The 26,445-nt window shown below is 56.5% G+C and carries 11 protein-coding genes, 4 tRNA genes and 6 rRNA genes; 18 read left to right on the top strand and 3 right to left on the bottom strand.

The annotated features are described in order from the left end of the window. Positions 1-58 precede the first annotated feature (58 nt). Together JAB4_RS00880 and JAB4_RS00875 are read left to right on the top strand one after the other, a co-directional pair. On the top strand, positions 59-961 hold the full coding sequence (locus tag JAB4_RS00880; protein ID WP_070223151.1) for a LysR substrate-binding domain-containing protein: 903 nt from the start codon (positions 59-61) through the stop codon (positions 959-961). Further along, positions 961-1,575: a M15 family metallopeptidase gene (locus JAB4_RS00875; protein WP_070223149.1), complete on the top strand. Its 615-nt coding sequence runs from the start codon at positions 961-963 to the stop codon at positions 1,573-1,575. The genes JAB4_RS00880 and JAB4_RS00875 overlap by 1 nt, the downstream gene beginning before the upstream one ends. Here JAB4_RS00875 and JAB4_RS00870 read toward each other — a convergent pair whose 3' ends face one another. After that, the gene (locus tag JAB4_RS00870) at positions 1,576-2,955 is read right to left on the bottom strand and encodes a sodium-dependent transporter (protein ID WP_070223147.1); all 1,380 of its coding nucleotides are present in this window, start codon (positions 2,953-2,955) and stop codon (positions 1,576-1,578) included. 523 nt (positions 2,956-3,478) lie between these two features. Here JAB4_RS00870 and JAB4_RS00865 point away from each other — a divergent pair. From JAB4_RS00865 to JAB4_RS00805, 13 genes are all read left to right on the top strand, one after another. After that, positions 3,479-5,009 (top strand): 16S ribosomal RNA (locus JAB4_RS00865). 100 nt (positions 5,010-5,109) lie between these two features. Beyond that, positions 5,110-5,186, top strand: a tRNA-Ile gene (locus tag JAB4_RS00860). 27 nt (positions 5,187-5,213) lie between these two features. After that, positions 5,214-5,289: transfer RNA gene (locus JAB4_RS00855), tRNA-Ala, on the top strand. Positions 5,290-5,526: 237 nt separating this feature from the next. Then, a 23S ribosomal RNA gene (locus tag JAB4_RS00850) occupies positions 5,527-8,400 on the top strand. A 139-nt stretch (positions 8,401-8,539) separates the two neighbouring features. Beyond that, positions 8,540-8,652 (top strand): 5S ribosomal RNA (rrf, locus tag JAB4_RS00845). The 16S, 23S and 5S rRNA genes sit together here with 2 tRNA genes alongside, the layout of an rRNA operon. A gap of 441 nt (positions 8,653-9,093) precedes the next feature. Beyond that, positions 9,094-10,053, top strand: coding sequence for an IS110 family transposase (locus tag JAB4_RS00840; protein ID WP_083289991.1), 960 nt, complete (start codon positions 9,094-9,096; stop codon positions 10,051-10,053). 675 nt (positions 10,054-10,728) lie between these two features. After that, positions 10,729-12,259: ribosomal RNA gene (locus tag JAB4_RS00835) — 16S ribosomal RNA — on the top strand. 81 nt (positions 12,260-12,340) lie between these two features. Further along, a tRNA-Ile gene (locus JAB4_RS00830) sits at positions 12,341-12,417 on the top strand. Between the two features lie 107 nt (positions 12,418-12,524). Beyond that, positions 12,525-12,600: transfer RNA gene (locus JAB4_RS00825), tRNA-Ala, on the top strand. A 263-nt stretch (positions 12,601-12,863) separates the two neighbouring features. Continuing rightward, a 23S ribosomal RNA gene (locus tag JAB4_RS00820) occupies positions 12,864-15,753 on the top strand. Between the two features lie 136 nt (positions 15,754-15,889). After that, positions 15,890-16,002: ribosomal RNA gene (rrf, locus tag JAB4_RS00815) — 5S ribosomal RNA — on the top strand. 174 nt (positions 16,003-16,176) lie between these two features. Continuing rightward, positions 16,177-16,650 carry a MarR family transcriptional regulator gene (locus JAB4_RS00810; RefSeq protein ID WP_070221725.1) on the top strand — a complete coding sequence of 158 codons (474 nt, stop codon included), beginning with the start codon at positions 16,177-16,179 and terminating at the stop codon, positions 16,648-16,650. Between the two features lie 22 nt (positions 16,651-16,672). Further along, the gene (locus JAB4_RS00805; RefSeq protein WP_070221726.1) at positions 16,673-17,533 is read left to right on the top strand and encodes a CPBP family intramembrane glutamic endopeptidase; all 861 of its coding nucleotides are present in this window, start codon (positions 16,673-16,675) and stop codon (positions 17,531-17,533) included. Position 17,534: 1 nt separating this feature from the next. Here JAB4_RS00805 and dacB read toward each other — a convergent pair whose 3' ends face one another. Together dacB and JAB4_RS00795 are read right to left on the bottom strand one after the other, a co-directional pair. After that, positions 17,535-19,037, bottom strand: coding sequence for a D-alanyl-D-alanine carboxypeptidase/D-alanyl-D-alanine-endopeptidase (gene dacB, locus JAB4_RS00800; RefSeq protein WP_070221727.1), 1,503 nt, complete (start codon positions 19,035-19,037; stop codon positions 17,535-17,537). Positions 19,038-19,045: 8 nt separating this feature from the next. Beyond that, positions 19,046-20,284: a nucleoside recognition domain-containing protein gene (locus JAB4_RS00795; protein WP_070221728.1), complete on the bottom strand. Its 1,239-nt coding sequence runs from the start codon at positions 20,282-20,284 to the stop codon at positions 19,046-19,048. 216 nt (positions 20,285-20,500) lie between these two features. Between JAB4_RS00795 and JAB4_RS00790 the strand changes: the two genes are divergently transcribed. The 3 genes from JAB4_RS00790 (at position 20,501) to JAB4_RS00780 (ending at position 26,445) form a co-directional block, all read left to right on the top strand. Then, on the top strand, positions 20,501-22,306 hold the full coding sequence (locus JAB4_RS00790; RefSeq protein ID WP_175444816.1) for an ABC transporter substrate-binding protein: 1,806 nt from the start codon (positions 20,501-20,503) through the stop codon (positions 22,304-22,306). 217 nt (positions 22,307-22,523) lie between these two features. Continuing rightward, on the top strand, positions 22,524-25,277 hold the full coding sequence (locus tag JAB4_RS00785; RefSeq protein WP_070221729.1) for a TonB-dependent receptor: 2,754 nt from the start codon (positions 22,524-22,526) through the stop codon (positions 25,275-25,277). An 88-nt stretch (positions 25,278-25,365) separates the two neighbouring features. Continuing rightward, complete coding sequence (locus JAB4_RS00780) at positions 25,366-26,445, top strand: LD-carboxypeptidase (protein ID WP_070221730.1); 1,080 nt, start codon at positions 25,366-25,368, stop codon at positions 26,443-26,445.

Raw genomic sequence — 26,445 nt, 5'->3', positions numbered from 1 at the left:
TTTCTTATATGCTGAACATTACGGCCCAGGCGGCCACGGCAAGGTAAAGGAATAGCTCATGCGGCTGCGTCATATCGAAGTGTTTCACGCCATCATGCAAGTTGGCACCATCAGCGGCGCCGCCCAGGTGCTGCATATCTCGCAGCCGGCTGTGACCAAGGTCTTGCAGCATTGCGAGTTGCAACTGGGCATGCCGCTGTTCGAACGCGTGCGGGGCAAGCTGTACCCGAAGCCCGAGGCGCACCGTTTGTTTGTCGAGACGGAAAAGCTCAACCGCGATTTATTGGGCATTCGCCGCCTGGCGGCCAGCCTGAAGGGCCATGCGGTGGAAACCATCCGCCTGGTCTCGACGCCGACGCTCGCCATCAGCGTCTTGCCCTTTGCCATGACGGAGTGGCGGCGCGACTTTCCTCACACGCGTTGCCAACTGGCTACCCACCACACGGGCGAGATCGTCAATACCTTGCGCCTCGGTGAAGCGGACCTGGCCGTATCGCTGCAAGACCCGCGCCATCCGGGCATCGTGGCCGAGCCGATCGCGCAGGGTGTCATGACAGTCATCGCCCCGTCCGGCACCTGGCATGCGGCCGATTGCGGCACGCCATTGACGGCGCATGGTCTGAACGGCGAGCTGATCGGCCATGCGGACAACGATCCGCTGGGCGAACTGGTGGTGGCCGCCTGCGAGGCGCAGGATATCCACCCCGTCTTCAGTACCGTGGTGCAGACCTATCAAATCGCCCGTTCCCTGGTGGAAGCGGGCGCCGGCATGGCCGTGGTCGACCCGTTTACGGCCGCGTCCGGCTCGCCCGAGCGGCTGCAGCGCCGCCCTTGGGCGCCCACGATACCGATCCAACTATATTTATTGACGGCGAGCCACTCGCCGCTGTCGCATGGCGCGCGGCGCCTGGCCGACAGCATTGGCGTGGCGGCGCGCAACTGCCTGGAAAGAGGAGTCTGATGTCTGTTGCAAGTTTGCAATTGGAAGCGGTCGGCAGCGATCCGCAATTTCGCCATCTGAGCAGCATCGCCGGCATCGCCGTCGACTTGCGCTATGCCACGCCCGACAATTTCGTTGGCCGCGACTTATACAGCCCCATCGATTGCGCCTGGCTGCATCGCGACGCCGCCGCCGCGCTGGAAAAAGCCGTGGCTTGGCTGGCCGTGCATCGCCCTGATCATCATTTATTGGTGCTCGACGCCCTGCGCCCGCAGCGGGTGCAGCAGCAATTGTGGGATGCGCTGCAGGGAACGGAGTTGCTGGGCTACATCGCCGAGCCGTCGCGCGGCTCCATCCACTCGTTCGGCATGGCACTCGACATCACGATCGTCGGCCCGGACGGCCGGGAATTGGACATGGGTACGGGCTTTGATGACCTGAGTGAGCGCTCACACCCTGCGTTGGAACTGGTGTTGCTGGAAAAGGGAGAAATTACCGAGGAGCAAGTAGAACATCGCCGTTTGTTGCGTGACGCCATGTTCCAGGCGGGTTTCTTCGGCATCAACAGCGAATGGTGGCATTTCGATTGCGGCGACCGGGTGCTGGTGCGCCAGACCTACACCCGGGTACTCTGATTAGAAGACCTTTAATCCCTTCAGCATCACGATCAGGATCAGCACGGGCGAGACAAAGCGCAGCAGGAACAGCAGCACGTGCGCCAGAGTTTGATTTTGCAACTGGCCATGATTGCTGATCGCCTCGATGAAATGCTGCTTGCCCCAGGCCCAGCCTGTAAACAAGGCAATCGCGATGCCGCCCACAGGCAGGAAGATATTCGACGAGACGAAGTCGAACAAATCAAACATATTCAAATTGAATAGCTTGAAGTCCGCCAGGGTGCTGTTACTCAGCGCGCACACGGAACCGAGCACGGCCAGCAGAAGCATGGTCACGATGGTGGACTTGGTGCGCGTCCAGCCGAAGCGTTCATGGAAAATCACCACGGGCACTTCCATCAGCGACAGCATCGCCCCTGTGGCAGCCACGGCGGCCAGGATGAAGAACACCACCATCAGCACTTGTCCCATGGGAATTTGCGAAAACACGGCCGGAATCGTGATGAACACCAGCGACGGTCCCGCGCTGGGGGCGAAGCCAAACGTGAACACGGCGGGGAAGATGGCGATACCGGCCAGCATCGATACGCCGAGGTCGGCCGCCATCACGCGCAAAGTGGTGACGGGGATATTCTGGTCATCGCGGAAATAGCTGCCGTAGGTCATCATCGTGCCCATGCCGACGGACAATTTAAAGAAGGCCAGGCCCATGGCTGTCAGCACGACGGAAGCCGTCAGCTTGGAAAAATCAGGGCGGAACAGGAAAGCCAAGCCTTCGCCCGCCTTATCGAGCGACAGGCTGACCGCGCACAGCAACAGCAGCAGCAGGAACAGCAGCGGCATCAGCTTCTTGGCGATCGCCTCGATGCCCTTGGTCACGCCCAGCATCAATATGCCGCCGATAAACAGCAGCACGCCCCATTGCCAGAACAGCGATTGCAAAGGATTGCTGATCAGCGAGGCGAAGGCCGCTTCCGTCACCAGCTTGTCGCTGCTCAAGATGGAGCCGTCGATGGCCTTGGCGATGTACGCAAACACCCAGCCCACCACTTCCGAATAAAACGCGACGATCAGGAAGGCGGCGACCATGCCGATAAAGCCGACCAGCCACCAGGGCTTGCCCTTCGGTGCCAGCTGTTCCATGGTGGAAATCGGGTTGACCTTGGCGCGGCGCCCGAGGGTGATTTCCGCGATCATCACGGGCAGTCCTACTAATAAGGTGGCGAGCAGATAGATGAGCAGGAAGCCGGCGCCGCCATTGGCGCCTGTTAGATAGGGGAACTTCCAGATATTGCCGAGACCGACTGCGGAACCGAGGGTGGCGGCGAGCACGCCGAAGCCAGTGGTAAAGCCAGCTCGTTTCAGGGTCAGGCCTGATCCTTGAGCTTGTTGTTTCATGGTGAATCTTCTATGGTTCTATATATAGACAAGCGCCGTTTGGCGCGGAGGGGGCGAAATTGTAGCAGTTGGCCGCAAAAGCCCCGGAAAAGCCTTGCTTCCGCTGGGGCGCTTTGCTATAGTTCGCCTCCCCAATGAGACGCAGTCAAATGCGGCACTTGAGGATCACCGGAAACGGCGATGAGCAGGAAAAGAAGGAGTTGACGGATGTAGTGAAATGCTTCATACTCTTCCTTCTTCGCAGCTGACAAACACAACGCTTTGTCGATAGCGCGAAAGTAGCACCGAATACAGTTCTTTAACAATTAACAGTCGATAAATGTGGGCATTTGATGCAAGTGCAGCGTCAATCTTCGGATTGGCGTCTAACTTAAAATATCAAATGTTCACAAGAAATAATGAAATAGGCGCTACGAAAGTAGTGGCCTGTCAGTTTTTTGAGTGAGCAAATCTTTGGCAATGCCAAAGATTTGGATGGTAGTGATACTGTCCGACCTGTCAGAAATGACATTAAACAGAGATTAAACTGAAGAGTTTGATCCTGGCTCAGATTGAACGCTGGCGGCATGCCTTACACATGCAAGTCGAACGGCAGCACGGAGCTTGCTCTGGTGGCGAGTGGCGAACGGGTGAGTAATATATCGGAACGTACCCTGGAGTGGGGGATAACGTAGCGAAAGTTACGCTAATACCGCATACGATCTACGGATGAAAGTGGGGGATCGCAAGACCTCATGCTCGTGGAGCGGCCGATATCTGATTAGCTAGTTGGTAGGGTAAAAGCCTACCAAGGCATCGATCAGTAGCTGGTCTGAGAGGACGACCAGCCACACTGGAACTGAGACACGGTCCAGACTCCTACGGGAGGCAGCAGTGGGGAATTTTGGACAATGGGCGAAAGCCTGATCCAGCAATGCCGCGTGAGTGAAGAAGGCCTTCGGGTTGTAAAGCTCTTTTGTCAGGGAAGAAACGGTGAGAGCTAATATCTCTTGCTAATGACGGTACCTGAAGAATAAGCACCGGCTAACTACGTGCCAGCAGCCGCGGTAATACGTAGGGTGCAAGCGTTAATCGGAATTACTGGGCGTAAAGCGTGCGCAGGCGGTTTTGTAAGTCTGATGTGAAATCCCCGGGCTCAACCTGGGAATTGCATTGGAGACTGCAAGGCTAGAATCTGGCAGAGGGGGGTAGAATTCCACGTGTAGCAGTGAAATGCGTAGATATGTGGAGGAACACCGATGGCGAAGGCAGCCCCCTGGGTCAAGATTGACGCTCATGCACGAAAGCGTGGGGAGCAAACAGGATTAGATACCCTGGTAGTCCACGCCCTAAACGATGTCTACTAGTTGTCGGGTCTTAATTGACTTGGTAACGCAGCTAACGCGTGAAGTAGACCGCCTGGGGAGTACGGTCGCAAGATTAAAACTCAAAGGAATTGACGGGGACCCGCACAAGCGGTGGATGATGTGGATTAATTCGATGCAACGCGAAAAACCTTACCTACCCTTGACATGGCTGGAATCCCCGAGAGATCGGGGAGTGCTCGAAAGAGAACCAGTACACAGGTGCTGCATGGCTGTCGTCAGCTCGTGTCGTGAGATGTTGGGTTAAGTCCCGCAACGAGCGCAACCCTTGTCATTAGTTGCTACGAAAGGGCACTCTAATGAGACTGCCGGTGACAAACCGGAGGAAGGTGGGGATGACGTCAAGTCCTCATGGCCCTTATGGGTAGGGCTTCACACGTCATACAATGGTACATACAGAGCGCCGCCAACCCGCGAGGGGGAGCTAATCGCAGAAAGTGTATCGTAGTCCGGATTGTAGTCTGCAACTCGACTGCATGAAGTTGGAATCGCTAGTAATCGCGGATCAGCATGTCGCGGTGAATACGTTCCCGGGTCTTGTACACACCGCCCGTCACACCATGGGAGCGGGTTTTACCAGAAGTAGGTAGCTTAACCGTAAGGAGGGCGCTTACCACGGTAGGATTCGTGACTGGGGTGAAGTCGTAACAAGGTAGCCGTATCGGAAGGTGCGGCTGGATCACCTCCTTTCTAGAGTTTGCACGAATCAGGTAACTGGTTCACGCATCAAATGTTCACACTTATCGGCTGTTTAATTAAGAAGAAACAGTAGTCGTAGTAGTTCCGCGTTGGGGCTGTAGCTCAGCTGGTTAGAGCACCGTGTTGATAACGCGGGGGTCGTTGGTTCGAGTCCAACCAGCCCTACCAGTAAGACCCGAGTCGTAGAAATATCCTGGGGGATTAGCTCAGCTGGGAGAGCACCTGCTTTGCAAGCAGGGGGTCGTCGGTTCGATCCCGTCATCCTCCACCAAGTACTTTGAAAGTGCAAACGTAAGCCAGTCAGGTTTAGGTTTGATCTTTTAGCGATCAAAGCTGTTTCGTTCTTTAACAATCTGGAAGAAGTAAAGATTATTTATTGATCGGTTTGCCGTAAAACGCAGATCGATGGGTGATGATTGTATGTATCAACAAACAAGCAACAACGTTGTACTTTCTTATCCCTGTAGCGCTCTTTGAGGACTTCGGTCTTCAGAGGCTAACGTTATAGGGACAAGCGAATAAGTGCACATGGTGGATGCCTTGGCGATTACAGGCGATGAAGGACGTAGTAGCTTGCGATAAGCTGCGGGGAGTGAGCAAACACACTTTGATCCGCAGATTTCCGAATGGGGCAACCCACCCTTTTAGGGTATTGCATACTGAATACATAGGTATGCAAGGCGAACGCGGCGAACTGAAACATCTAAGTAGCTGCAGGAAAAGAAATCAACCGAGATTCCCAAAGTAGCGGCGAGCGAAATGGGAAGAGCCTGTACGTGATAGTCGGACCGATAACAGAATCCTCTGGAAATAGGAGCCATAGCGGGTGATAGCCCCGTATGTGAAATCGGACCGGTGGTACTAAGCGTACGACAAGTAGGGCGGGACACGTGACATCCTGTCTGAATATGGGGGGACCATCCTCCAAGGCTAAATACTCGTAATCGACCGATAGTGAACCAGTACCGTGAGGGAAAGGCGAAAAGAACCCCGGAAGGGGAGTGAAATAGATCCTGAAACCGTGTGCATACAAACAGTAGGAGCGGACTTGTTCCGTGACTGCGTACCTTTTGTATAATGGGTCAGCGACTTACATTCAGTGGCAAGGTTAACCGAATAGGGAAGCCGTAGAGAAATCGAGTCCGAATAGGGCGATCAGTCGCTGGGTGTAGACCCGAAACCAAGTGATCTACTCATGGCCAGGATGAAGGTGCGGTAACACGCCCTGGAGGTCCGAACCCACTAATGTTGAAAAATTAGGGGATGAGCTGTGGGTAGGGGTGAAAGGCTAAACAAACTTGGAAATAGCTGGTTCTCTCCGAAAACTATTTAGGTAGTGCCTCAAGTATCACCATCGGGGGTAGAGCACTGTTATGGCTAGGGGGTCATTGCGACTTACCAAACCATTGCAAACTCCGAATACCGATGAGTGCGAGCTTGGGAGACAGACGTCGGGTGCTAACGTCCGGCGTCAAGAGGGAAACAACCCAGACCGCCAGCTAAGGTCCCAAAGATTGGCTAAGTGGAAAACGAAGTGGGAAGGCTAAAACAGTCAGGATGTTGGCTTAGAAGCAGCCATCATTTAAAGAAAGCGTAATAGCTCACTGATCGAGTCGTCCTGCGCGGAAGATGTAACGGGGCTAAGCCAGTCACCGAAGCTGCGGATATGCGTAAGCATATGGTAGGAGAGCGTTCTGTAAGCCTGCGAAGGTGTCTTGTAAAGGATGCTGGAGGTATCAGAAGTGCGAATGCTGACATGAGTAGCGATAATGGGGGTGAAAAGCCTCCACGCCGTAAGCCCAAGGTTTCCTGTTCAACGTTCATCGGAGCAGGGTGAGTCGGCCCCTAAGGCGAGGCAGAGATGCGTAGCTGATGGGAAGCAGGTTAATATTCCTGCACCGTCGTATGATGCGATGGGGGGACGGATCGCGGAAGGTTGTCTGACTGTTGGAATAGTCAGTTTCTGTCTCATAGAAGGCGCTTAGGCAAATCCGGGCGCGGAATTCAAGGGGATGGGACGAGTGAACTTGTTCATGAAGCAATCGGAAGTGGTTCCAAGAAAAGCCTCTAAGCTTCAGTCATACGAGACCGTACCGCAAACCGACACAGGTGGGCGAGATGAGTATTCTAAGGCGCTTGAGAGAACTCGGGAGAAGGAACTCGGCAAATTGGTACCGTAACTTCGGGAAAAGGTACGCCCCGGTAGCTTGATTGGTTTACTCCATGAGGGTGAAAGGGTTGCAATAAACTGGTGGCTGCGACTGTTTAATAAAAACACAGCACTCTGCAAACACGAAAGTGGACGTATAGGGTGTGACGCCTGCCCGGTGCTGGAAGATTAAATGATGGGGTGCAAGCTCTTGATTGAAGTCCCAGTAAACGGCGGCCGTAACTATAACGGTCCTAAGGTAGCGAAATTCCTTGTCGGGTAAGTTCCGACCTGCACGAATGGCGTAACGATGGCCACACTGTCTCCTCCCGAGACTCAGCGAAGTTGAAATGTTTGTGATGATGCAATCTACCCGCGGCTAGACGGAAAGACCCCATGAACCTTTACTGTAGCTTTGCATTGGACTTTGAACCAATCTGTGTAGGATAGGTGGGAGGCTTTGAAGCGGGGACGCTAGTTCTCGTGGAGCCAACCTTGAAATACCACCCTGGTTTGTTTGAGGTTCTAACCTTGGTCCGTTATCCGGATCGGGGACAGTGCATGGTAGGCAGTTTGACTGGGGCGGTCTCCTCCTAAAGTGTAACGGAGGAGTTCGAAGGTACGCTAGATACGGTCGGACATCGTGTTGATAGTGCAATGGCATAAGCGTGCTTAACTGCGAGACTGACAAGTCGAGCAGGTACGAAAGTAGGACATAGTGATCCGGTGGTTCTGTATGGAAGGGCCATCGCTCAACGGATAAAAGGTACTCTGGGGATAACAGGCTGATTCCTCCCAAGAGTTCATATCGACGGGGGAGTTTGGCACCTCGATGTCGGCTCATCACATCCTGGGGCTGTAGCCGGTCCCAAGGGTATGGCTGTTCGCCATTTAAAGTGGTACGTGAGCTGGGTTTAAAACGTCGTGAGACAGTTTGGTCCCTATCTGCCGTGGGCGTTGGAAATTTGAAGGGGGCTGCTCCTAGTACGAGAGGACCGGAGTGGACGAACCTCTGGTGTACCGGTTGTCACGCCAGTGGCATTGCCGGGTAGCTAAGTTCGGAAGAGATAACCGCTGAAAGCATCTAAGCGGGAAACTTGCCTTGAGATGAGATTTCCCAGAGCCTTGAGCTCTTTGAAGGGTCGTTCGAGACCAGGACGTTGATAGGCTGGGTGTGGAAGTGCAGTAATGCATTAAGCTAACCAGTACTAATTGCCCGTACGGCTTGTCCCTATAACCTTAGCAGGTACAGAGGATAAGACGGTACAACGTTGCGTGTGTGTTGATACACCAATTCATTACCCCGATCTTTGCTTCTTCCAGATTCATGGCTTTGTCGTCCAACAGGAGACAAATGCCGGTACAAGTTATGCCTGATGACCATAGCAAGTTGGTCCCACCCCTTCCCATCCCGAACAGGACCGTGAAACAACTTTGCGCCGATGATAGTGCTGCAACCAGTGTGAAAGTAGGTTATCGTCAGGCTTGTTATTCGCAGTAAGAGTAAAACCCCGCCGGACTCCGGTGGGGTTTTTTTTCGTCTGGTGGTTTTGCGGGGCGCCGCGGGTGGTTGTCGGCTTACGCTGCGCTAAGCCGACCTACGCCGGCCTGCGCCGACCGACATCGACCAAGTCGGGTGGGCTGGATAAGCGTAGTGTTGTCGGATGACGGCCTGCGGCCTGATCCGACCTTGTATTATTCCCCTCATGCCGTTCGTGGTATTGCGAACGGTATCGACCGCTGTCAAAATCTTGGTAGGCATATCAAGACCGGGTAACTGGATGCCGTATCCGCCCTTAGGCCCCGAGCCAGCTCCGTAGATCTCGCACCAGTTACCCATCCTCCATGTCAAGATCGGACAGTATCTTTGGCACCGGCATGCCGGTTAGCCCGCATTTGCAAGGTAGATCGCAAGAGGACCACAGCATGTTTAATTTAGGAATCGACGTTGCCAAGGCCAAGCTCGACTGCGCGCTGCGCCTGCCCAACGGCAAGCATCGTAACAAGGTTGTCGAGAACAACCGTCAAGGATTCACCGCGCTCCACGCATGGCTGCTGAAGCATGCTGCCGGCAGCCCCAGGGTGTGCATGGAAGCGACGGGCACGTATTGGGAAGGGGTTGCCGAATATCTCGCTGGACTTGGCATGGTGGTCAGTGTCATCAATCCGGCCCAGATCAAGGCCTTCAGCGCTTCGCGCCTGGTACGCACCAAGACCGACAAGGTCGACGCACAGCTGATCGCCGACTTCGCCCATGAACGCCAGCCAGAGCCCTGGCAGGCGCCATCGCCGGCCGAGCAATCGCTGCGCGCGCTGGTGCTGCGCCTGGATGCCTTGCAAGCGATGCGCCAGCAGGAAAGCAACCGGCTTGAAGTGGCGCGCGCGGCGGTACGCCAGGGTATCGAGGATCATATTGCCTGGCTCGATGCCGAGATCAAGGCGCTGATCCTGGCGATCCGCCGTCATATCGATGACGACCCGGATTTACGCGGCAAGCGCGAATTGCTCGATAGCATCCCTGGCCTGGGCGAGCGCACGATTCCCGTGCTGCTGTCCTACTACGCCAATCCTGAGCGCTTCGACAGCGCCAAGCAGGCGGTGGCGTTTGCGGGCCTCGATCCGCGCCAGCACGAGTCGGGTTCCAGCGTGCGTGGCAAGCCACGCATGTCGAAGGTCGGCCACAGTTTCCTGCGCAAGGCACTGTACATGCCGGCCATGGTGGCAGTGCATAAGACGCCTTGGGGCAAGCGCTTCGGTCAGCGCCTGCGTGACGCCGGCAAAGCGCCCAAGCTGATCATTGGCGCCATGATGCGCAAGCTGGTGCACGTGGCATTCGGCGTGCTCAGGTCGGGAAAAATATTTGATCCGGCCTTGCACGCCGCTTGACGGGGATAACAGTATCTACGCTCATGTAAAGTTCAGTAGGTCGGATTAGCGTAGCGTAATCCGACAACAATGCCAGCCGATCAATTCGACCCTACGACCAGCCTTGGTGCAGTTGCCTGGCCGGCGCCACCCAATGCAGATGCAATGAATATGCCGCTTAATGCACCTGTAGAAACAGCTAGCCGGGTATTCCGAATGTAATTATCTGGTCGATTTGATGTTGATATAGCATTGAATAATGATAGTTCACACTTTCTTAGAATAAACCTTGCTGCCTTCGCATAGCTTTGCTATAGTTCGCCTCCCCAATGAGACGCTGCAGTTTACGAAACAACGGGATCACTGGAAACGGTGAGGGTAGTAAAAAGAAGGTTGACGGATTTAGCGAAATGCTTCATACTCTTCCTTCTTCGCAGCTGACAAACACAACGCTTTGTCGATAGCGCGAAAGCAGTAACCGAATACAGTTCTTTAACAATTAACAGTCGATAAGTGTGGGCATTTGATGTCAGTGCAGCGTCAATCTTCGGATTGGCGTATAACTTAAAATATCAAATGTTCACGAAGAAATAAATGAAATAGGACGCTTCGCAAGAAGTGGCCTGTCAGTTGTTTTTGAAGTGAGCGACCCGTCAGCAATGACGGTGCCGGTAAAACGGCAAAGTAACAGAGATTAAACTGAAGAGTTTGATCCTGGCTCAGATTGAACGCTGGCGGCATGCCTTACACATGCAAGTCGAACGGCAGCACGGAGCTTGCTCTGGTGGCGAGTGGCGAACGGGTGAGTAATATATCGGAACGTACCCTGGAGTGGGGGATAACGTAGCGAAAGTTACGCTAATACCGCATACGATCTACGGATGAAAGTGGGGGATCGCAAGACCTCATGCTCGTGGAGCGGCCGATATCTGATTAGCTAGTTGGTAGGGTAAAAGCCTACCAAGGCATCGATCAGTAGCTGGTCTGAGAGGACGACCAGCCACACTGGAACTGAGACACGGTCCAGACTCCTACGGGAGGCAGCAGTGGGGAATTTTGGACAATGGGCGAAAGCCTGATCCAGCAATGCCGCGTGAGTGAAGAAGGCCTTCGGGTTGTAAAGCTCTTTTGTCAGGGAAGAAACGGTGAGAGCTAATATCTCTTGCTAATGACGGTACCTGAAGAATAAGCACCGGCTAACTACGTGCCAGCAGCCGCGGTAATACGTAGGGTGCAAGCGTTAATCGGAATTACTGGGCGTAAAGCGTGCGCAGGCGGTTTTGTAAGTCTGATGTGAAATCCCCGGGCTCAACCTGGGAATTGCATTGGAGACTGCAAGGCTAGAATCTGGCAGAGGGGGGTAGAATTCCACGTGTAGCAGTGAAATGCGTAGATATGTGGAGGAACACCGATGGCGAAGGCAGCCCCCTGGGTCAAGATTGACGCTCATGCACGAAAGCGTGGGGAGCAAACAGGATTAGATACCCTGGTAGTCCACGCCCTAAACGATGTCTACTAGTTGTCGGGTCTTAATTGACTTGGTAACGCAGCTAACGCGTGAAGTAGACCGCCTGGGGAGTACGGTCGCAAGATTAAAACTCAAAGGAATTGACGGGGACCCGCACAAGCGGTGGATGATGTGGATTAATTCGATGCAACGCGAAAAACCTTACCTACCCTTGACATGGCTGGAATCCCCGAGAGATCGGGGAGTGCTCGAAAGAGAACCAGTACACAGGTGCTGCATGGCTGTCGTCAGCTCGTGTCGTGAGATGTTGGGTTAAGTCCCGCAACGAGCGCAACCCTTGTCATTAGTTGCTACGAAAGGGCACTCTAATGAGACTGCCGGTGACAAACCGGAGGAAGGTGGGGATGACGTCAAGTCCTCATGGCCCTTATGGGTAGGGCTTCACACGTCATACAATGGTACATACAGAGCGCCGCCAACCCGCGAGGGGGAGCTAATCGCAGAAAGTGTATCGTAGTCCGGATTGTAGTCTGCAACTCGACTGCATGAAGTTGGAATCGCTAGTAATCGCGGATCAGCATGTCGCGGTGAATACGTTCCCGGGTCTTGTACACACCGCCCGTCACACCATGGGAGCGGGTTTTACCAGAAGTAGGTAGCTTAACCGCAAGGAGGGCGCTTACCACGGTAGGATTCGTGACTGGGGTGAAGTCGTAACAAGGTAGCCGTATCGGAAGGTGCGGCTGGATCACCTCCTTTCTAGAGTTTGCACGAATCATGTAAATGATTCACGCATCAAATGTTCACACTTATCGGCTGTTAATATAAAGAACAGCATTTGGGGCTGTAGCTCAGCTGGTTAGAGCACCGTGTTGATAACGCGGGGGTCGTTGGTTCGAGTCCAACCAGCCCTACCAGTAAAAGCGTCAAACGAAAGTACAAACCTACTTTCGTTTGGTTGATAGCTAAAAACCACTGGCAAAGCCAGATGATTTTTAGAAGTCAAAGCCACGCAAGACCCATAGGGGGATTAGCTCAGCTGGGAGAGCACCTGCTTTGCAAGCAGGGGGTCGTCGGTTCGATCCCGTCATCCTCCACCACGTTTTACCCGAAAGTGCAAACGTAAGTTAATCACAGTGGTGATTAAATTTAGGTTTGATCTTTTAGCGATCAAAGCTGTTTCGTTCTTTAACAATCTGGAAGAAGTAAAGATTATTTATTGATCAAGTCTATGCGTGCAGCAATGCATGAAGCGACTTGATGGGTAATGATTGTATGTATCAACAAACAAGCAACAACGTTGTACTTTCTTATCCCTGTAGCGCTCTTTGATCACCTCGGTGATCAGAGGCTAACGTTATAGGGACAAGCGAATAAGTGCACATGGTGGATGCCTTGGCGATTACAGGCGATGAAGGACGTAGTAGCTTGCGATAAGCTGCGGGGAGTGAGCAAACACACTTTGATCCGCAGATTTCCGAATGGGGCAACCCACCCTTTTAGGGTATTGCATACTGAATACATAGGTATGCAAGGCGAACGCGGCGAACTGAAACATCTAAGTAGCTGCAGGAAAAGAAATCAACCGAGATTCCCAAAGTAGCGGCGAGCGAAATGGGAAGAGCCTGTACGTGATAGTCGGACCGATAACAGAATCCTCTGGAAATAGGAGCCATAGCGGGTGATAGCCCCGTATGTGAAATCGGACCGGTGGTACTAAGCGTACGACAAGTAGGGCGGGACACGTGACATCCTGTCTGAATATGGGGGGACCATCCTCCAAGGCTAAATACTCGTAATCGACCGATAGTGAACCAGTACCGTGAGGGAAAGGCGAAAAGAACCCCGGAAGGGGAGTGAAATAGATCCTGAAACCGTGTGCATACAAACAGTAGGAGCGGACTTGTTCCGTGACTGCGTACCTTTTGTATAATGGGTCAGCGACTTACATTCAGTGGCAAGGTTAACCGAATAGGGAAGCCGTAGAGAAATCGAGTCCGAATAGGGCGATCAGTCGCTGGGTGTAGACCCGAAACCAAGTGATCTACTCATGGCCAGGATGAAGGTGCGGTAACACGCCCTGGAGGTCCGAACCCACTAATGTTGAAAAATTAGGGGATGAGCTGTGGGTAGGGGTGAAAGGCTAAACAAACTTGGAAATAGCTGGTTCTCTCCGAAAACTATTTAGGTAGTGCCTCAAGTATCACCATCGGGGGTAGAGCACTGTTATGGCTAGGGGGTCATTGCGACTTACCAAACCATTGCAAACTCCGAATACCGATGAGTGCGAGCTTGGGAGACAGACGTCGGGTGCTAACGTCCGGCGTCAAGAGGGAAACAACCCAGACCGCCAGCTAAGGTCCCAAAGATTGGCTAAGTGGAAAACGAAGTGGGAAGGCTAAAACAGTCAGGATGTTGGCTTAGAAGCAGCCATCATTTAAAGAAAGCGTAATAGCTCACTGATCGAGTCGTCCTGCGCGGAAGATGTAACGGGGCTAAGCCAGTCACCGAAGCTGCGGATATTGTTCTGTGATTTATCACAGATATATATGGTAGGAGAGCGTTCTGTAAGCCTGCGAAGGTGTCTTGTAAAGGATGCTGGAGGTATCAGAAGTGCGAATGCTGACATGAGTAGCGATAATGGGGGTGAAAAGCCTCCACGCCGTAAGCCCAAGGTTTCCTGTTCAACGTTCATCGGAGCAGGGTGAGTCGGCCCCTAAGGCGAGGCAGAGATGCGTAGCTGATGGGAAGCAGGTTAATATTCCTGCACCGTCGTATGATGCGATGGGGGGACGGATCGCGGAAGGTTGTCTGACTGTTGGAATAGTCAGTTTCTGTCTCATAGAAGGCGCTTAGGCAAATCCGGGCGCGGAATTCAAGGGGATGGGACGAGTGAACTTGTTCATGAAGCAATCGGAAGTGGTTCCAAGAAAAGCCTCTAAGCTTCAGTCATACGAGACCGTACCGCAAACCGACACAGGTGGGCGAGATGAGTATTCTAAGGCGCTTGAGAGAACTCGGGAGAAGGAACTCGGCAAATTGGTACCGTAACTTCGGGAAAAGGTACGCCCCGGTAGCTTGATTGGTTTACTCCATGAGGGTGAAAGGGTTGCAATAAACTGGTGGCTGCGACTGTTTAATAAAAACACAGCACTCTGCAAACACGAAAGTGGACGTATAGGGTGTGACGCCTGCCCGGTGCTGGAAGATTAAATGATGGGGTGCAAGCTCTTGATTGAAGTCCCAGTAAACGGCGGCCGTAACTATAACGGTCCTAAGGTAGCGAAATTCCTTGTCGGGTAAGTTCCGACCTGCACGAATGGCGTAACGATGGCCACACTGTCTCCTCCCGAGACTCAGCGAAGTTGAAATGTTTGTGATGATGCAATCTACCCGCGGCTAGACGGAAAGACCCCATGAACCTTTACTGTAGCTTTGCATTGGACTTTGAACCAATCTGTGTAGGATAGGTGGGAGGCTTTGAAGCGGGGACGCTAGTTCTCGTGGAGCCAACCTTGAAATACCACCCTGGTTTGTTTGAGGTTCTAACCTTGGTCCGTTATCCGGATCGGGGACAGTGCATGGTAGGCAGTTTGACTGGGGCGGTCTCCTCCTAAAGTGTAACGGAGGAGTTCGAAGGTACGCTAGATACGGTCGGACATCGTGTTGATAGTGCAATGGCATAAGCGTGCTTAACTGCGAGACTGACAAGTCGAGCAGGTACGAAAGTAGGACATAGTGATCCGGTGGTTCTGTATGGAAGGGCCATCGCTCAACGGATAAAAGGTACTCTGGGGATAACAGGCTGATTCCTCCCAAGAGTTCATATCGACGGGGGAGTTTGGCACCTCGATGTCGGCTCATCACATCCTGGGGCTGTAGCCGGTCCCAAGGGTATGGCTGTTCGCCATTTAAAGTGGTACGTGAGCTGGGTTTAAAACGTCGTGAGACAGTTTGGTCCCTATCTGCCGTGGGCGTTGGAAATTTGAAGGGGGCTGCTCCTAGTACGAGAGGACCGGAGTGGACGAACCTCTGGTGTACCGGTTGTCACGCCAGTGGCATTGCCGGGTAGCTAAGTTCGGAAGAGATAACCGCTGAAAGCATCTAAGCGGGAAACTTGCCTTGAGATGAGATTTCCCAGAGCCTTGAGCTCTTTGAAGGGTCGTTCGAGACCAGGACGTTGATAGGCTGGGTGTGGAAGTGCAGTAATGCATTAAGCTAACCAGTACTAATTGCCCGTACGGCTTGTCCCTATAACCTTAGCAGGTGCAGAGGATAAGACGGTACAACGTTGCGTGTGTGTTGATACCATTCATTACCCCGATCTTTGCTTCTTCCAGATTCATGGCTTTGTCGTCCAACAGGAGACAAACGCCGGTACAAGTTATGCCTGATGACCATAGCAAGTTGGTCCCACCCCTTCCCATCCCGAACAGGACCGTGAAACAACTTTGCGCCGATGATAGTGCTGCAACCAGTGTGAAAGTAGGTTATCGTCAGGCTTGTTATACGCAGTAAGAGAAAAACCCCGCCGGATTCCGGTGGGGTTTTTTTTCGTCTGACGATTCCTCGCCACTCCTTCTCTTTTCAGCTACCCCCCTGCTACTTTGTGCATAAAATGCAACAGCTTTCAGTATTTATATAAGTGCTTATGTAAATGCTGTTACTATCGCTACATGAAACAAGGACTCGGAACACAACTACGCCACCTGATCGAACTGCTGGACGGCGCCGTCCAGCAAGCCTACGCGGACGCGGGTCTCGATTACCGGCCGCGCTACACGCCCGTGATGCGGGTGCTGGCGCAACAGCAGAGCGCGACCATCGGCCAGTTGGCCGAGCTGGCGGGCATCACGCAGCCGGCCGTCACGCAAACGGTGGCATTGATGAAAAAGGAAGGCTTGCTGCTGGTGGCAGCCGGTGGCGAGGATGGCCGCCAGCGTGTGGTACGCCTGAGCAGCCAGGGCGAGGCCTTGCTGCCCCATCTGCAGAGGTGCTGGCAGGCGACCAAGTGTGCTGCCGATAGCCTGGATGCGGAATTGGCATTTCCTTTATCCACATGCCTGGCGCAAGCCATCACGATGCTGGAACAGCGCTCATTTGGCGAGCGCATCCGCGATACAAGCAAGCAGCTAAAAACAACGCCCTGAAAACTGTCTGAGGAAAGCGACGATGGACAATACCCTGAGCATGGCAACAAAAAAATCCCCTCTGGCCCGCCTGATGGCCTATCCCCTGGTGCAGATTGTGCTGGGCATGGTCCTTACCTTTGCCGGGATACCGCTGGTAATGGGCACCGCTTCCCAACTGGTGGAAAAGCCCTACCGCATCCTGTGGCCGCAGTTGCTGGCGGCGCTGCTGGTGTGGTGCGGCTACCGTTTCTATGTGCGGTGCATCGAGAAGCGCCAGCCGGCCGAATTGGCAATGCCGGGCATGGCGCGTGAACTGGGACGCGGATTGCTGCTCGGCGCCGGACTGGTCTTTCTCACCTTTGTCGTGCTGGCAGCGCTGGGCGTATATCAGTTTAGCGGCGTCAACGCCCCGAGCTTCATGTTGCTGCTGCCGCTGGCGGAACTCGTGCTGGTCGGCATGGCCGAGGAGATGATGTTTCGCGGCATCCTGTTCGGCGTGACGGCACGTGCGCTGGGCAGCAAGGCCGCCATCGTGATTTCATCGCTGGTGTTCGCCCTGGCCCATTTGCCCAATGCTGGTTTTTCGCTGCTGGCCATCGCCGCGATTGTCACCTATGGCGTGCTGCAGGCCGCACTGTACATGCGGACGCGCCGCCTGTGGGTGTGCATCGGCACGCATGTCGGCTGGAATTATTGTGTCAGCCAGGTGTTTTCGTCGACGGTATCGGGCCATGCGGCCACGGACGGCCTGCTGCGTGGGGAACTGGTGGGCAATGCCATGCTGACGGGCGGCGCCTTCGGCGTGGAAGCGTCGCTGGTGACCGTCTTGCTGATCGGCGCCGTCGCCGCGTATGTGCTGCGCCTGGCGTTTGCCAGTGCACCACGCACGGCACGGGACTAGTCTATTGGCCGGTCACCACCGGGACGACGCCGCTCCTGGCCACCCACTCGATCAGCGCATCGACGGCGGCGCGGCCATTGCCGTTGCCCACCAAGTCGCTATTGATCATGGCGACCACTACGCACTGTTGATTATTCGCATCAGGTACGTAGCCGGCGATGGCCACCACATTCTTTAATGTTCCCGTCTTGATGCGGGCCCGCGCGGCGGCCGGGCTGTTCAGCAGGCGCTTGCGCATGGTGCCGTCCAGCGCCACGATGGGCAGGCTGGATTGGAACTCGGGCGCCCACGGGCTTTGCTGCATCGCCTGCAGCACGCCGGCCATTTGCGCTGGCGCAATGCGTCCCGTGCGCGACAAGCCGGAACCGTTGTCGACCAGCATGCCCTGGGTGTCGATATGGTGCCGCTGAAACCATTCCTGGATCACTTGCCGCGCCCGGCTGGCCGTGTCTTCCGGTGCCGCCATGGCGACGGGGCGGCTGCCCAGCCAGCCATCGCTTTGCAAACTGCCCAGGCTGAGGAACAGGGTGCGGGCCAAGGTGTTGTCGGAGGTCTTGTTGATATCGCGCAAAACTTCCGGCAGGGCGCGCGCCACGTGGTCGGCCAGCATGCGCGTGCCGACCGGTTCGGCCGTCGGCGGCAAGCCCGTCAACGGCGCTTCGCGCACCGTGCCCGTGATCGTGCCGCCCAGGCGTTTCCAGGTGGCACGGAACAAGCGGTCCGCATAATCGTTGCGATCAAGCACATTGATGCTGGTGGCCTTGCTGCAATTTTGCGGGAAAGTACCGTGCAGTATCACTTGCAGTTTGCCGTTGGCATCGCGCCGGTATTCTGGCGGACGCCAGCCGTCTTCCCATCGCGCGCAACTGCCCTTGACCAGTTTCATGTCGCTCGTGATGCTGACGTTCTCGAGCGCCGGCTGCATCAGGATGCTCAATTGCCGGTCCGTCGAGTTCATATTGATATCGAGCAAATTGGTGTTCAATAACAAGGCATCGGGGATGACGTTGTAGCGGAACTCGGCCGACTCGTCGAACGGCGGCGCGCCGATGTCGGGCCGGGCCGGCTGGAACAGCTGGCGGTCTAGGATCAGGTCGCCCTTGATTTTCACGATGCCCTGGTTGCGCAGGGTTTGCAGCATGTGCGCCAGCACGTCCGCGTTGAAATCCGTGTCGGCGCCGCCGCGCAGGATCAGGTCGCCCTTCAGCACGCCATTGATGACGTCGGCGCTGGTGCGTAGCTCCGTGCGGCCGCGGAAGATGGGGCCTAATTGCTCCAGGCCCACGGCGGTCGTCACCAGCTTCATGGTGGACGCGGGCTGCATGCTGCGCTCGGCCCCATGCGACAGCACGGTGGTGTTGCCGCGCAAGACGATGGCGCCCATGGCGTCTTCGGGGATATTCGCGCTGCGCAGCAGCAGGCTGACGGATTCGGGCAATTGCGCCTGTGCATTCGACAAGCCGATGCCAGCCAGCAAGGCGGCGATGAGGATGGGACGAAACATGGCGCTCCTTAATGGAAAAAGACGTAGGCGACGAACACGGCCGTGACCACGCCAGCCAGATCGGCGATCAGGCCGGCCGTAATGGCATAGCGCGTCTTGCGGATGCCCACCGAGCCGAAGTACAGGGCCACGATATAGAAGGTGGTGTCGGCCGAGCCCTGGAAGACGCAGGCCAGGCGGCCGACGAAGGAGTCGACGCCGTAGGTATTCATGGCGTCGATCATCATGGCTTTCGAGCCGGAACCGCTGAGCGGCTTCATCATGGCCGTCGGCAGGGCGGGCACGAAGTCCGTATTGATGCCCAGGTTGGCGAAGAACCAGTTCATGCCGCTCATCAGGAAATTGAACACGCCCGCATTGCGGATCACGCTGATGGCCACCAGCATGCCGACCAGATAGGGAATCACGGTGATCGAGGTCTGGATGCCGCCTTTCGCCCCTTCGATGAAGGCGTCATACACGTTCACCTTCTTGCGCAGGGCGCCGATGATGAAAATGGCGATGACGCTGATCAACACCAGGTTGCTGACCACTTTCGAGACCAGCTCGATTTCCTGCTTCGTCAGGTATTGCGTGAAATACCAGATCATGGCGACGATGGCGCTCGTCATGCCGCCCATCCAGCCCAGCACGACGCGGTTCAGCAAGTTGATGCGCTGCTTGATGGAGACCGTGATGATGCCGACCATGGTGGCGACATAGGTGGCGATCATGCAGGGGATAAAGATATCGGATGGATCGGCCGCGCCGAGAATCGAGCGCTGCGCCATGATGGCCAGCGGAATCAGGGTCAGGCCCGAGGTGTGCAGCACCAGAAACATGATTTGCGCATTCGTCGCCTCTTCCTTGTTCGGGTTCAAGGTTTGCAGGCTTTCCATGGCCTTCAAGCCGAACGGCGTGGCCGCATTGTCCAGGCCCAGCAGGTTGGCCGAGAAATTCATCACCATGTGGCCCGTGGCCGGATGGTCTTTCGGAATTTCCGGGAAGATGCGCGAAAAGAACGGCGCGATGACTTTTGCCAGCCAGCCGACGATGCCCGCCTTTTCACCGATGTTCATGATGCCGAGCCACAAGGTCATCACGCCCGCCAGCGGCAGGGCGATATCCATCACGCCCATGCGCGCCGTTTCGAACGTGCCGTCGATGATGCGCTTGAAGATATCGGTATCGCCGAGAAACAGCCACTGCAGCACTGCGGCCAGGAAGCCAACGAGGAAAAAGCCGGACCAGATGTAATTAAGTGCCATATGCGATCAGTTCTGTATTTCGGGGAGGTGAAAAGGTGCTGCAAGCAAAGTATAGAGGCAGCCCGATACGAGTTGATGAAAGAATGCAGCAATCGCATGCCAAAAAGTTATAAGCTGGCAGCCTGTTTTCATTGGCGCCCCGTAGCTTGCCCGCGTAGTGTGGGGGATGCCTGTCGCTTACCGCTGTTCCTTACCCTTGTCTGCACTGGATCACTGATGATGTTTTTACGCAAAACCGCCTGCGCCGCCGGCCTGGCCCTGTTGACGCTGTTTACCGCGCCCGCCGAGGCCGCCACCGATGCCCGCGCGAACAAGACCCTGCACTTGTTTTTGAGCACCAGCGAGACGGGCCTGGACCCGGCCGTGGCATCCGACCTGGCCAGCCTGAATTTGATGGAAAACATTTTTGACCCCTTGCTGCGCTACGACTACCTGGCGCGCCCGGTACAGCTGCAGGGCAATACGGCGCGCGGCTTGCCGACCGTGGAAGACGGCGGCCGCATGTATACCTTTCACTTGCAGCCGGGTATTTTCTTCACCCCCGATCCCGCTTTCAAGGGCCAGCCGCGCGAAGTGACGGCGCAGGATTATGTGTACAGCCTGACGCGGCTGTATGACCCCAGCCTGAAGTCGCCGTGGCTGTTCTTGCTGGAAGACAAGCTAGTCGGCGACGCGGCCCTGAAAGCCAAATTCAGCTACGACACGCCGATCGCCGGCTTGCAGGCGCCGGACAAATACACCTTGCGCATCCGCCTCAACGCCATCGACCCGAACTTCCTGTTTTACCTGGCCATGCCGGCGACCGCCGTGGTGGCGCGCGAAGTGGCTGAAGCGTACCCGGCGGCAGGGCAGATCGGCAACCATCCCGTGGGCACGGGACCGTTCCTGGTGAAGGAATGGAAGCGCAGCGACAAGATCGTGCTCCAAGCCAACCCGACTTTCCGCCCCACCGTGTTCCATACGGAAACCAAGGCGCTGGCCGCCTTGCCGGCCGACGCGCGCGCCATCGCCACGGCGCTGGAAGGCAGGCAATTACCGCTGGTCGAACGCATCGAGGTGCGGATCGTCGAGGAATATCAATCGCGCATGCTGGGCTTTCTGAAAGGCGAATTCGATTACCTGGAACAAGTGCCGGAATCGATGACGGACATGGTGCTGGAAAACGGCGCGCTGAAACCGGCGTTGGCCGCCAAGGGCTTGCAGCTGACGCGCTTTCCCGTGCTGCAGACGTATTACATGTGGATGAATATGGACGATCCCGTGCTGGGCGGCATGAGCAAGGACAAGCTGGCCCTGCGGCGCGCCATCGCCCTCAGCTACAACAGCCGCGAAGACATCGCGTTATTAAAGAAAGGCCTGGCCTTGCCGGCGCAGTCGCCGCTGCCGCCCAACGTGCTCGGTTACGACAAGGATTACCGCAGCCCCGTCGGCTACGATCCGGCGCTGGCGCGCGCCCTGCTGGAGCGCTTCGGCTACAAGGCGGGCGCCGACGGTTTCCGCACGCAGCCCGACGGCACGCCCCTGATCCTGACCATGCACACGGAGCCGAGCACGGTGGGCCGGTTGCGCGATGAATTGTGGCGGCGCAACCTGAACGCCATCGGCCTGCGCGTGGAGTTTAAAAGCGACAAGAAGACGGAAATCATCAAGGCGTCGCGCCTGGGCAAGGTGCAGATGTTCGAGACCAATTGGATCGCCGACTTCCCCGATGGCGATAACTTTATGCAATTGTTGTATGGCGGCAACGTTGGCCGCGCCAACTATGCCCGCTTCAACTTGCCCGATTACAATAAACGCTATGAGGAGGCGCGCCTGCTATCCGATACGCCGCGCCGACGCAGTCTGTACTTCGACCTGTTTCAGCTGATCCACGCTTACACACCGTGGGTGCTGCTGACGCATCCCATCTCTGCCGACCTGCAGCAACCGTGGCTAAAAAACTACAGGCGCCACCCCGTGGAATTCACGTCCTGGCGCTATCTGGACGTGGATAAAACCAAGGGCAGCCCCGCAGGCAAGTGACCACGTCGCTGAAAAGGGCATTCATTCCAAAAAGTTATGGTTAGGAAAGCATTTTTCATTGGCTGGGCCCGGACGCATCGCGCTACTCTGAAAATGAAAACAAATAAAGTAAAGCGCTGGCGTCATAAAAAAATGTACCGCGAGACAGACGCCGCGACCTTACAAAACAGCCTGGACTTGAGAACTCAAGTTTCGATTGCCCAACAAGGAGAGACCAGTGAAATTGAAGAAACTAGCGCAGTTGGTGGCATTGATGGGGGTGGTGGGGCCGGTGATGGCACAGGAAGCGTCGGCGCCAGCGATGCAACGGGTCGAAGTGACGGGCAGCAGCATCAAGCGCGTGGCCAAGGAAGGCGCGCTGCCGGTGCAAGTCATCAGCTTTGACCAGATCGAAAAACAGGGCATCACGACGACCGAGCAACTGGTGCGCACCCTGTCAGCCAACGGCACGGGCGCCGATAACATGACGTCGGGCAATAACGTGTTTGGCGCCGATGCGGACAGGGTCAGCGGCGGCGCTTCGTTCGCCTCGCTGCGCGGCCTGGGACCGTCGAGCACCCTGGTGCTGTTGAACGGCCGCCGCATCGCCACGCACGGCGCCAGCGGCAAGTCGGTCGACCTGAACTCGATCCCGCTGGGCGCAATTTCTCGTGTGGAAATTCTCAAGGATGGCGCCTCGGCCATCTACGGCACGGATGCCATCGGCGGCGTGATCAATTTCATTCTGAAAACCAATTACAGCGGCGTGGAAGCGTCCGTCTCCACCAACGACACGCAGGCAGGCGGCGGCGCCACGCGCCGCGCCTCCTTGCTGGCAGGCACGGGCTCGCTGGAGTCGGACCGCTACAACATCATGGCCAGCCTGACAGTTGATAAAGCGCAACAGCTCAATGGCCGCGACCGCTCCTTCGTCAACGGTTTCCAGCCGGAACGCGGCCTGTCGCCCGACACCACGGGCACGCCGTTCGCCAACCAGATGGGGGGTGCCGGCACGGCGCTGGGCGCCTCGTTCCAGCTGCCCGGCGATGCGAATAAATACCTGCAAGCCAATCCGTTGAGCTTCCAGGGCAAGTGCGACACCATCGCCGGCATGTCGCAATATCAGACGGAACTGTGGAAAGACGTGACCTCGCCGCTGCGCACCAGGTATTCGTGCGCCTACGACTATGGCGCCGACTATGTGCTGCAATTCCCCGTCGAACGGGCCAATCTGCTGTCGCGCGGCACCTTCCAGCTGGCACCCGACCACCGCATGTTTGTCGAAGTGCTCGGTTCGCGCACCAAGGCCACGGCCATCCTGACGCCGATGCAGGTGCAGGCGACCGTCGCCAACAAGAATCTGTATCCGGTCGGCGGTGCTTACTACCAGGATCTGTCGGCCTACATCCCGTCCTTCGACAAGAGCAAGCCGATTTCCTACAAATGGCGTGCCAATGACGTAGGCAACCGCACGCAGGAAAATACCACCGACAATGCCCGCGTGCTGGTGGGCTTTGAAGGCAACTTCGGCAAGTGGGATTACAAGGCCGGCATTTCGCGCGCCGAAAGCAGCACCAAGACCAAGCTGACGGATGGCTATTCCTACACGGACAAACTGTACGCAGCCCTGGCCACAGGCATCATCAATCCGTGGGTAGGCGCCGGCCAGAGCCAGACGGAAGCGGCCAAGCAATTGATCGAATCGACCAAGTTCCGTGGCGACTTCCAGCACGGCAAGACGACCCTGACGCAGATCGACGGTTCCGTTTCGGGCGAGCTGTTCCAGTTGCCGGCCGGCGCCCTGGCCATGGCGGCCGGCTTTGACTTGCGCCGCGAAGGTTACAGTTTCGCGCAAGACGTCGACGCCACGCAGATTTTGCTGTCGCCAGGCAATGCCGCACTCAAAGATGCCAGCCGTACCGTCAAGGCTGTGTATGCGGAGCTGCTGGTACCGGTCACGAAAGACCTGGAAATGCAGCTGGCCATCCGCCGCGACGATTACAGTCTGGTGGGCGCGACGACGAATCCGAAAGTGGCTTTCCGCTATCAGCCGGCCGATTTCCTGCTGTTCCGCGGTTCGGCCAGCAAGGGTTTCCTCGCACCGAGCTTCCAGCAGCTGTATTCCGGTTCGCTGAGCCAGGAATTGCCGAACGGCGTGGTCGACCAGGAAGGCTGCGCCAAGCATCCGGGCGTGCCCGAGTATTGCGCCATCGACCGCCTTGACTACAGGACGGGCGGCAACACGAATTTGAAGCCGGAAACGTCGAAGCAGGGCAGCGTCGGTTTTGTCATCGAGCCATTCAAGGGATATTCGGCCTCGTTCGACTACTGGGCCATCAATACCAAGGACCGCATCCTGAACCGCACGCCGCAAATCGTGCTGGCCAACTACCAGGCGCTGAACCAGTACATCCACCGCAATCCGGACGGCACCATCGAATACGTTCAGGCGGGCTGGATCAATGCGGCAGGCAGCCGCGTGCGCGGCCTCGACGTGGGCTTGCGCGGCGAAGGCAAGATCCGGGACGCGAAATGGACGGCGACCCTGGATGGCACGTATATGGACAGCTTCAAGTTTGCGGAATACCAGGGCCAGGAATACCAGGAGCTGGTCGGCAAGTTCTATACGCGCGATCTGTACTTGCGCTGGAAACATAACGCCAGCTTTGGCGTGTCGCGCGGCGACTGGAGCGGCTTGCTGGTGCAGAGTTTTTCGTCGGGCTACAAGGACCAGCTGCCGAATGGCGGCAAGGGGTCGCCGCCGCCGGGCTTCAAGCCGGACGTCTCCAGCTACACCACGTATAACCTGTCGGGCACGTACACGGGCTTCAAAAATACCACCATCACCGTGGGTATCCAGAACTTGTTCGACCGCGATCCCCCATTCACCGCGCACAACGTGGATGAAGTGGTGGGCGCCGGCTGGGACCCGCGCGTAGCCGACCCGCGCGGCCGCTCGCTGTCGTTCCAGCTGAAGTACAAGTTCATGTAAGGCGGTCAGGCCGGCGGCGATCCCGTCGGCATGCTAACCTCGTGCGGCGGCGCCTGGCGTCGCCGTTTTTATTCCAGGAAAGGGCCGCATGTCCAGTCAGACCAATCTCAGCCGGCGCCGCTTCGGCGGCTTGCTGGCCGCCACCGTGGGGGCGGCAGGCACACCGGCATGGGCGGCGGCCGCGCAAGGGAAGGACAAACGCATGCAACAGCACCACGCATTGATCAAACCGGCGCGCCTGCGCGACGGCGACCTGGTGGCCATTATCGCGCCGGGCGGTTTTACGGATGAAGAAGCCATCGCCAAGGCCCAGCGCAATATCGAATCGCTGGGCTTACGCGTCAGCCTGGGCGCCAACATCCGCGCCGTGCACGGCAACTATGCGGGCACGGTGCAGCAGCGCCTCGACGATCTGCACGCGGCGTTCGCCGATCCCGAGGTCAAGGCGATCTGGGCCATCCGTGGCGGCTCCGGCTGCATTTCGCTGCTGGCGCTGCTCGACTACGCCTTGATCCAGCGCAATCCGAAAGTGCTGATCGGCTATTCCGACATCACGGCCCTGCACCTGGCCATCGCCAGTCAGACGGGCCTGGTGACTTTCCACGGACCCGTGGCGTCGTCCACGTTTTCCGACTACACGGTGACGCAGCTGCGCAATGTGCTGATGACGCCGCAAGACAGCTATACGATACCGATGGCGCTGGACAACCACCGCCGCGCGCAGACGCAGCCGAACTTCGCCATCCGCACCGTGCACGGCGGCCAGGCGACGGGACGCTTGACGGGCGGCAACCTGTGCATGGTCAGCGCGCTGGCCGGCACGCCGTATGCGGCCGATTTCCGCGAGCATATCTTGTTCCTCGAAGAAATCAATGAAGTGCCGTACTGCATCGACCGCATGCTGTGCCAGCTGGACCTGTCCATCGGTTTCAAGCACGCGGCGGCCTTGATGCTGGGCATCTTCGAGCATTGCGAGGCGGCCGAGGGCGATACGGCGCTGACCCTCGATGCCACCCTGGACCAGCATTTGTTGCCCTTGCGCGTGCCGGCCGTCAGCGGCTACTCGTTTGGCCACATCCGTCATCAGTTCACGCTACCGATGGGCATATTGGCCACCCTGGATGCGGACCGGCAAACCTTGACCTTGCTGGAGCCGGCCGTCTGCTAG

The organism is Janthinobacterium sp. HH102, from assembly GCF_001758625.2.
Taxonomy (GTDB): domain Bacteria; phylum Pseudomonadota; class Gammaproteobacteria; order Burkholderiales; family Burkholderiaceae_D; genus Janthinobacterium.
This window is presented reverse-complemented; position numbering and strand designations above follow the sequence as displayed.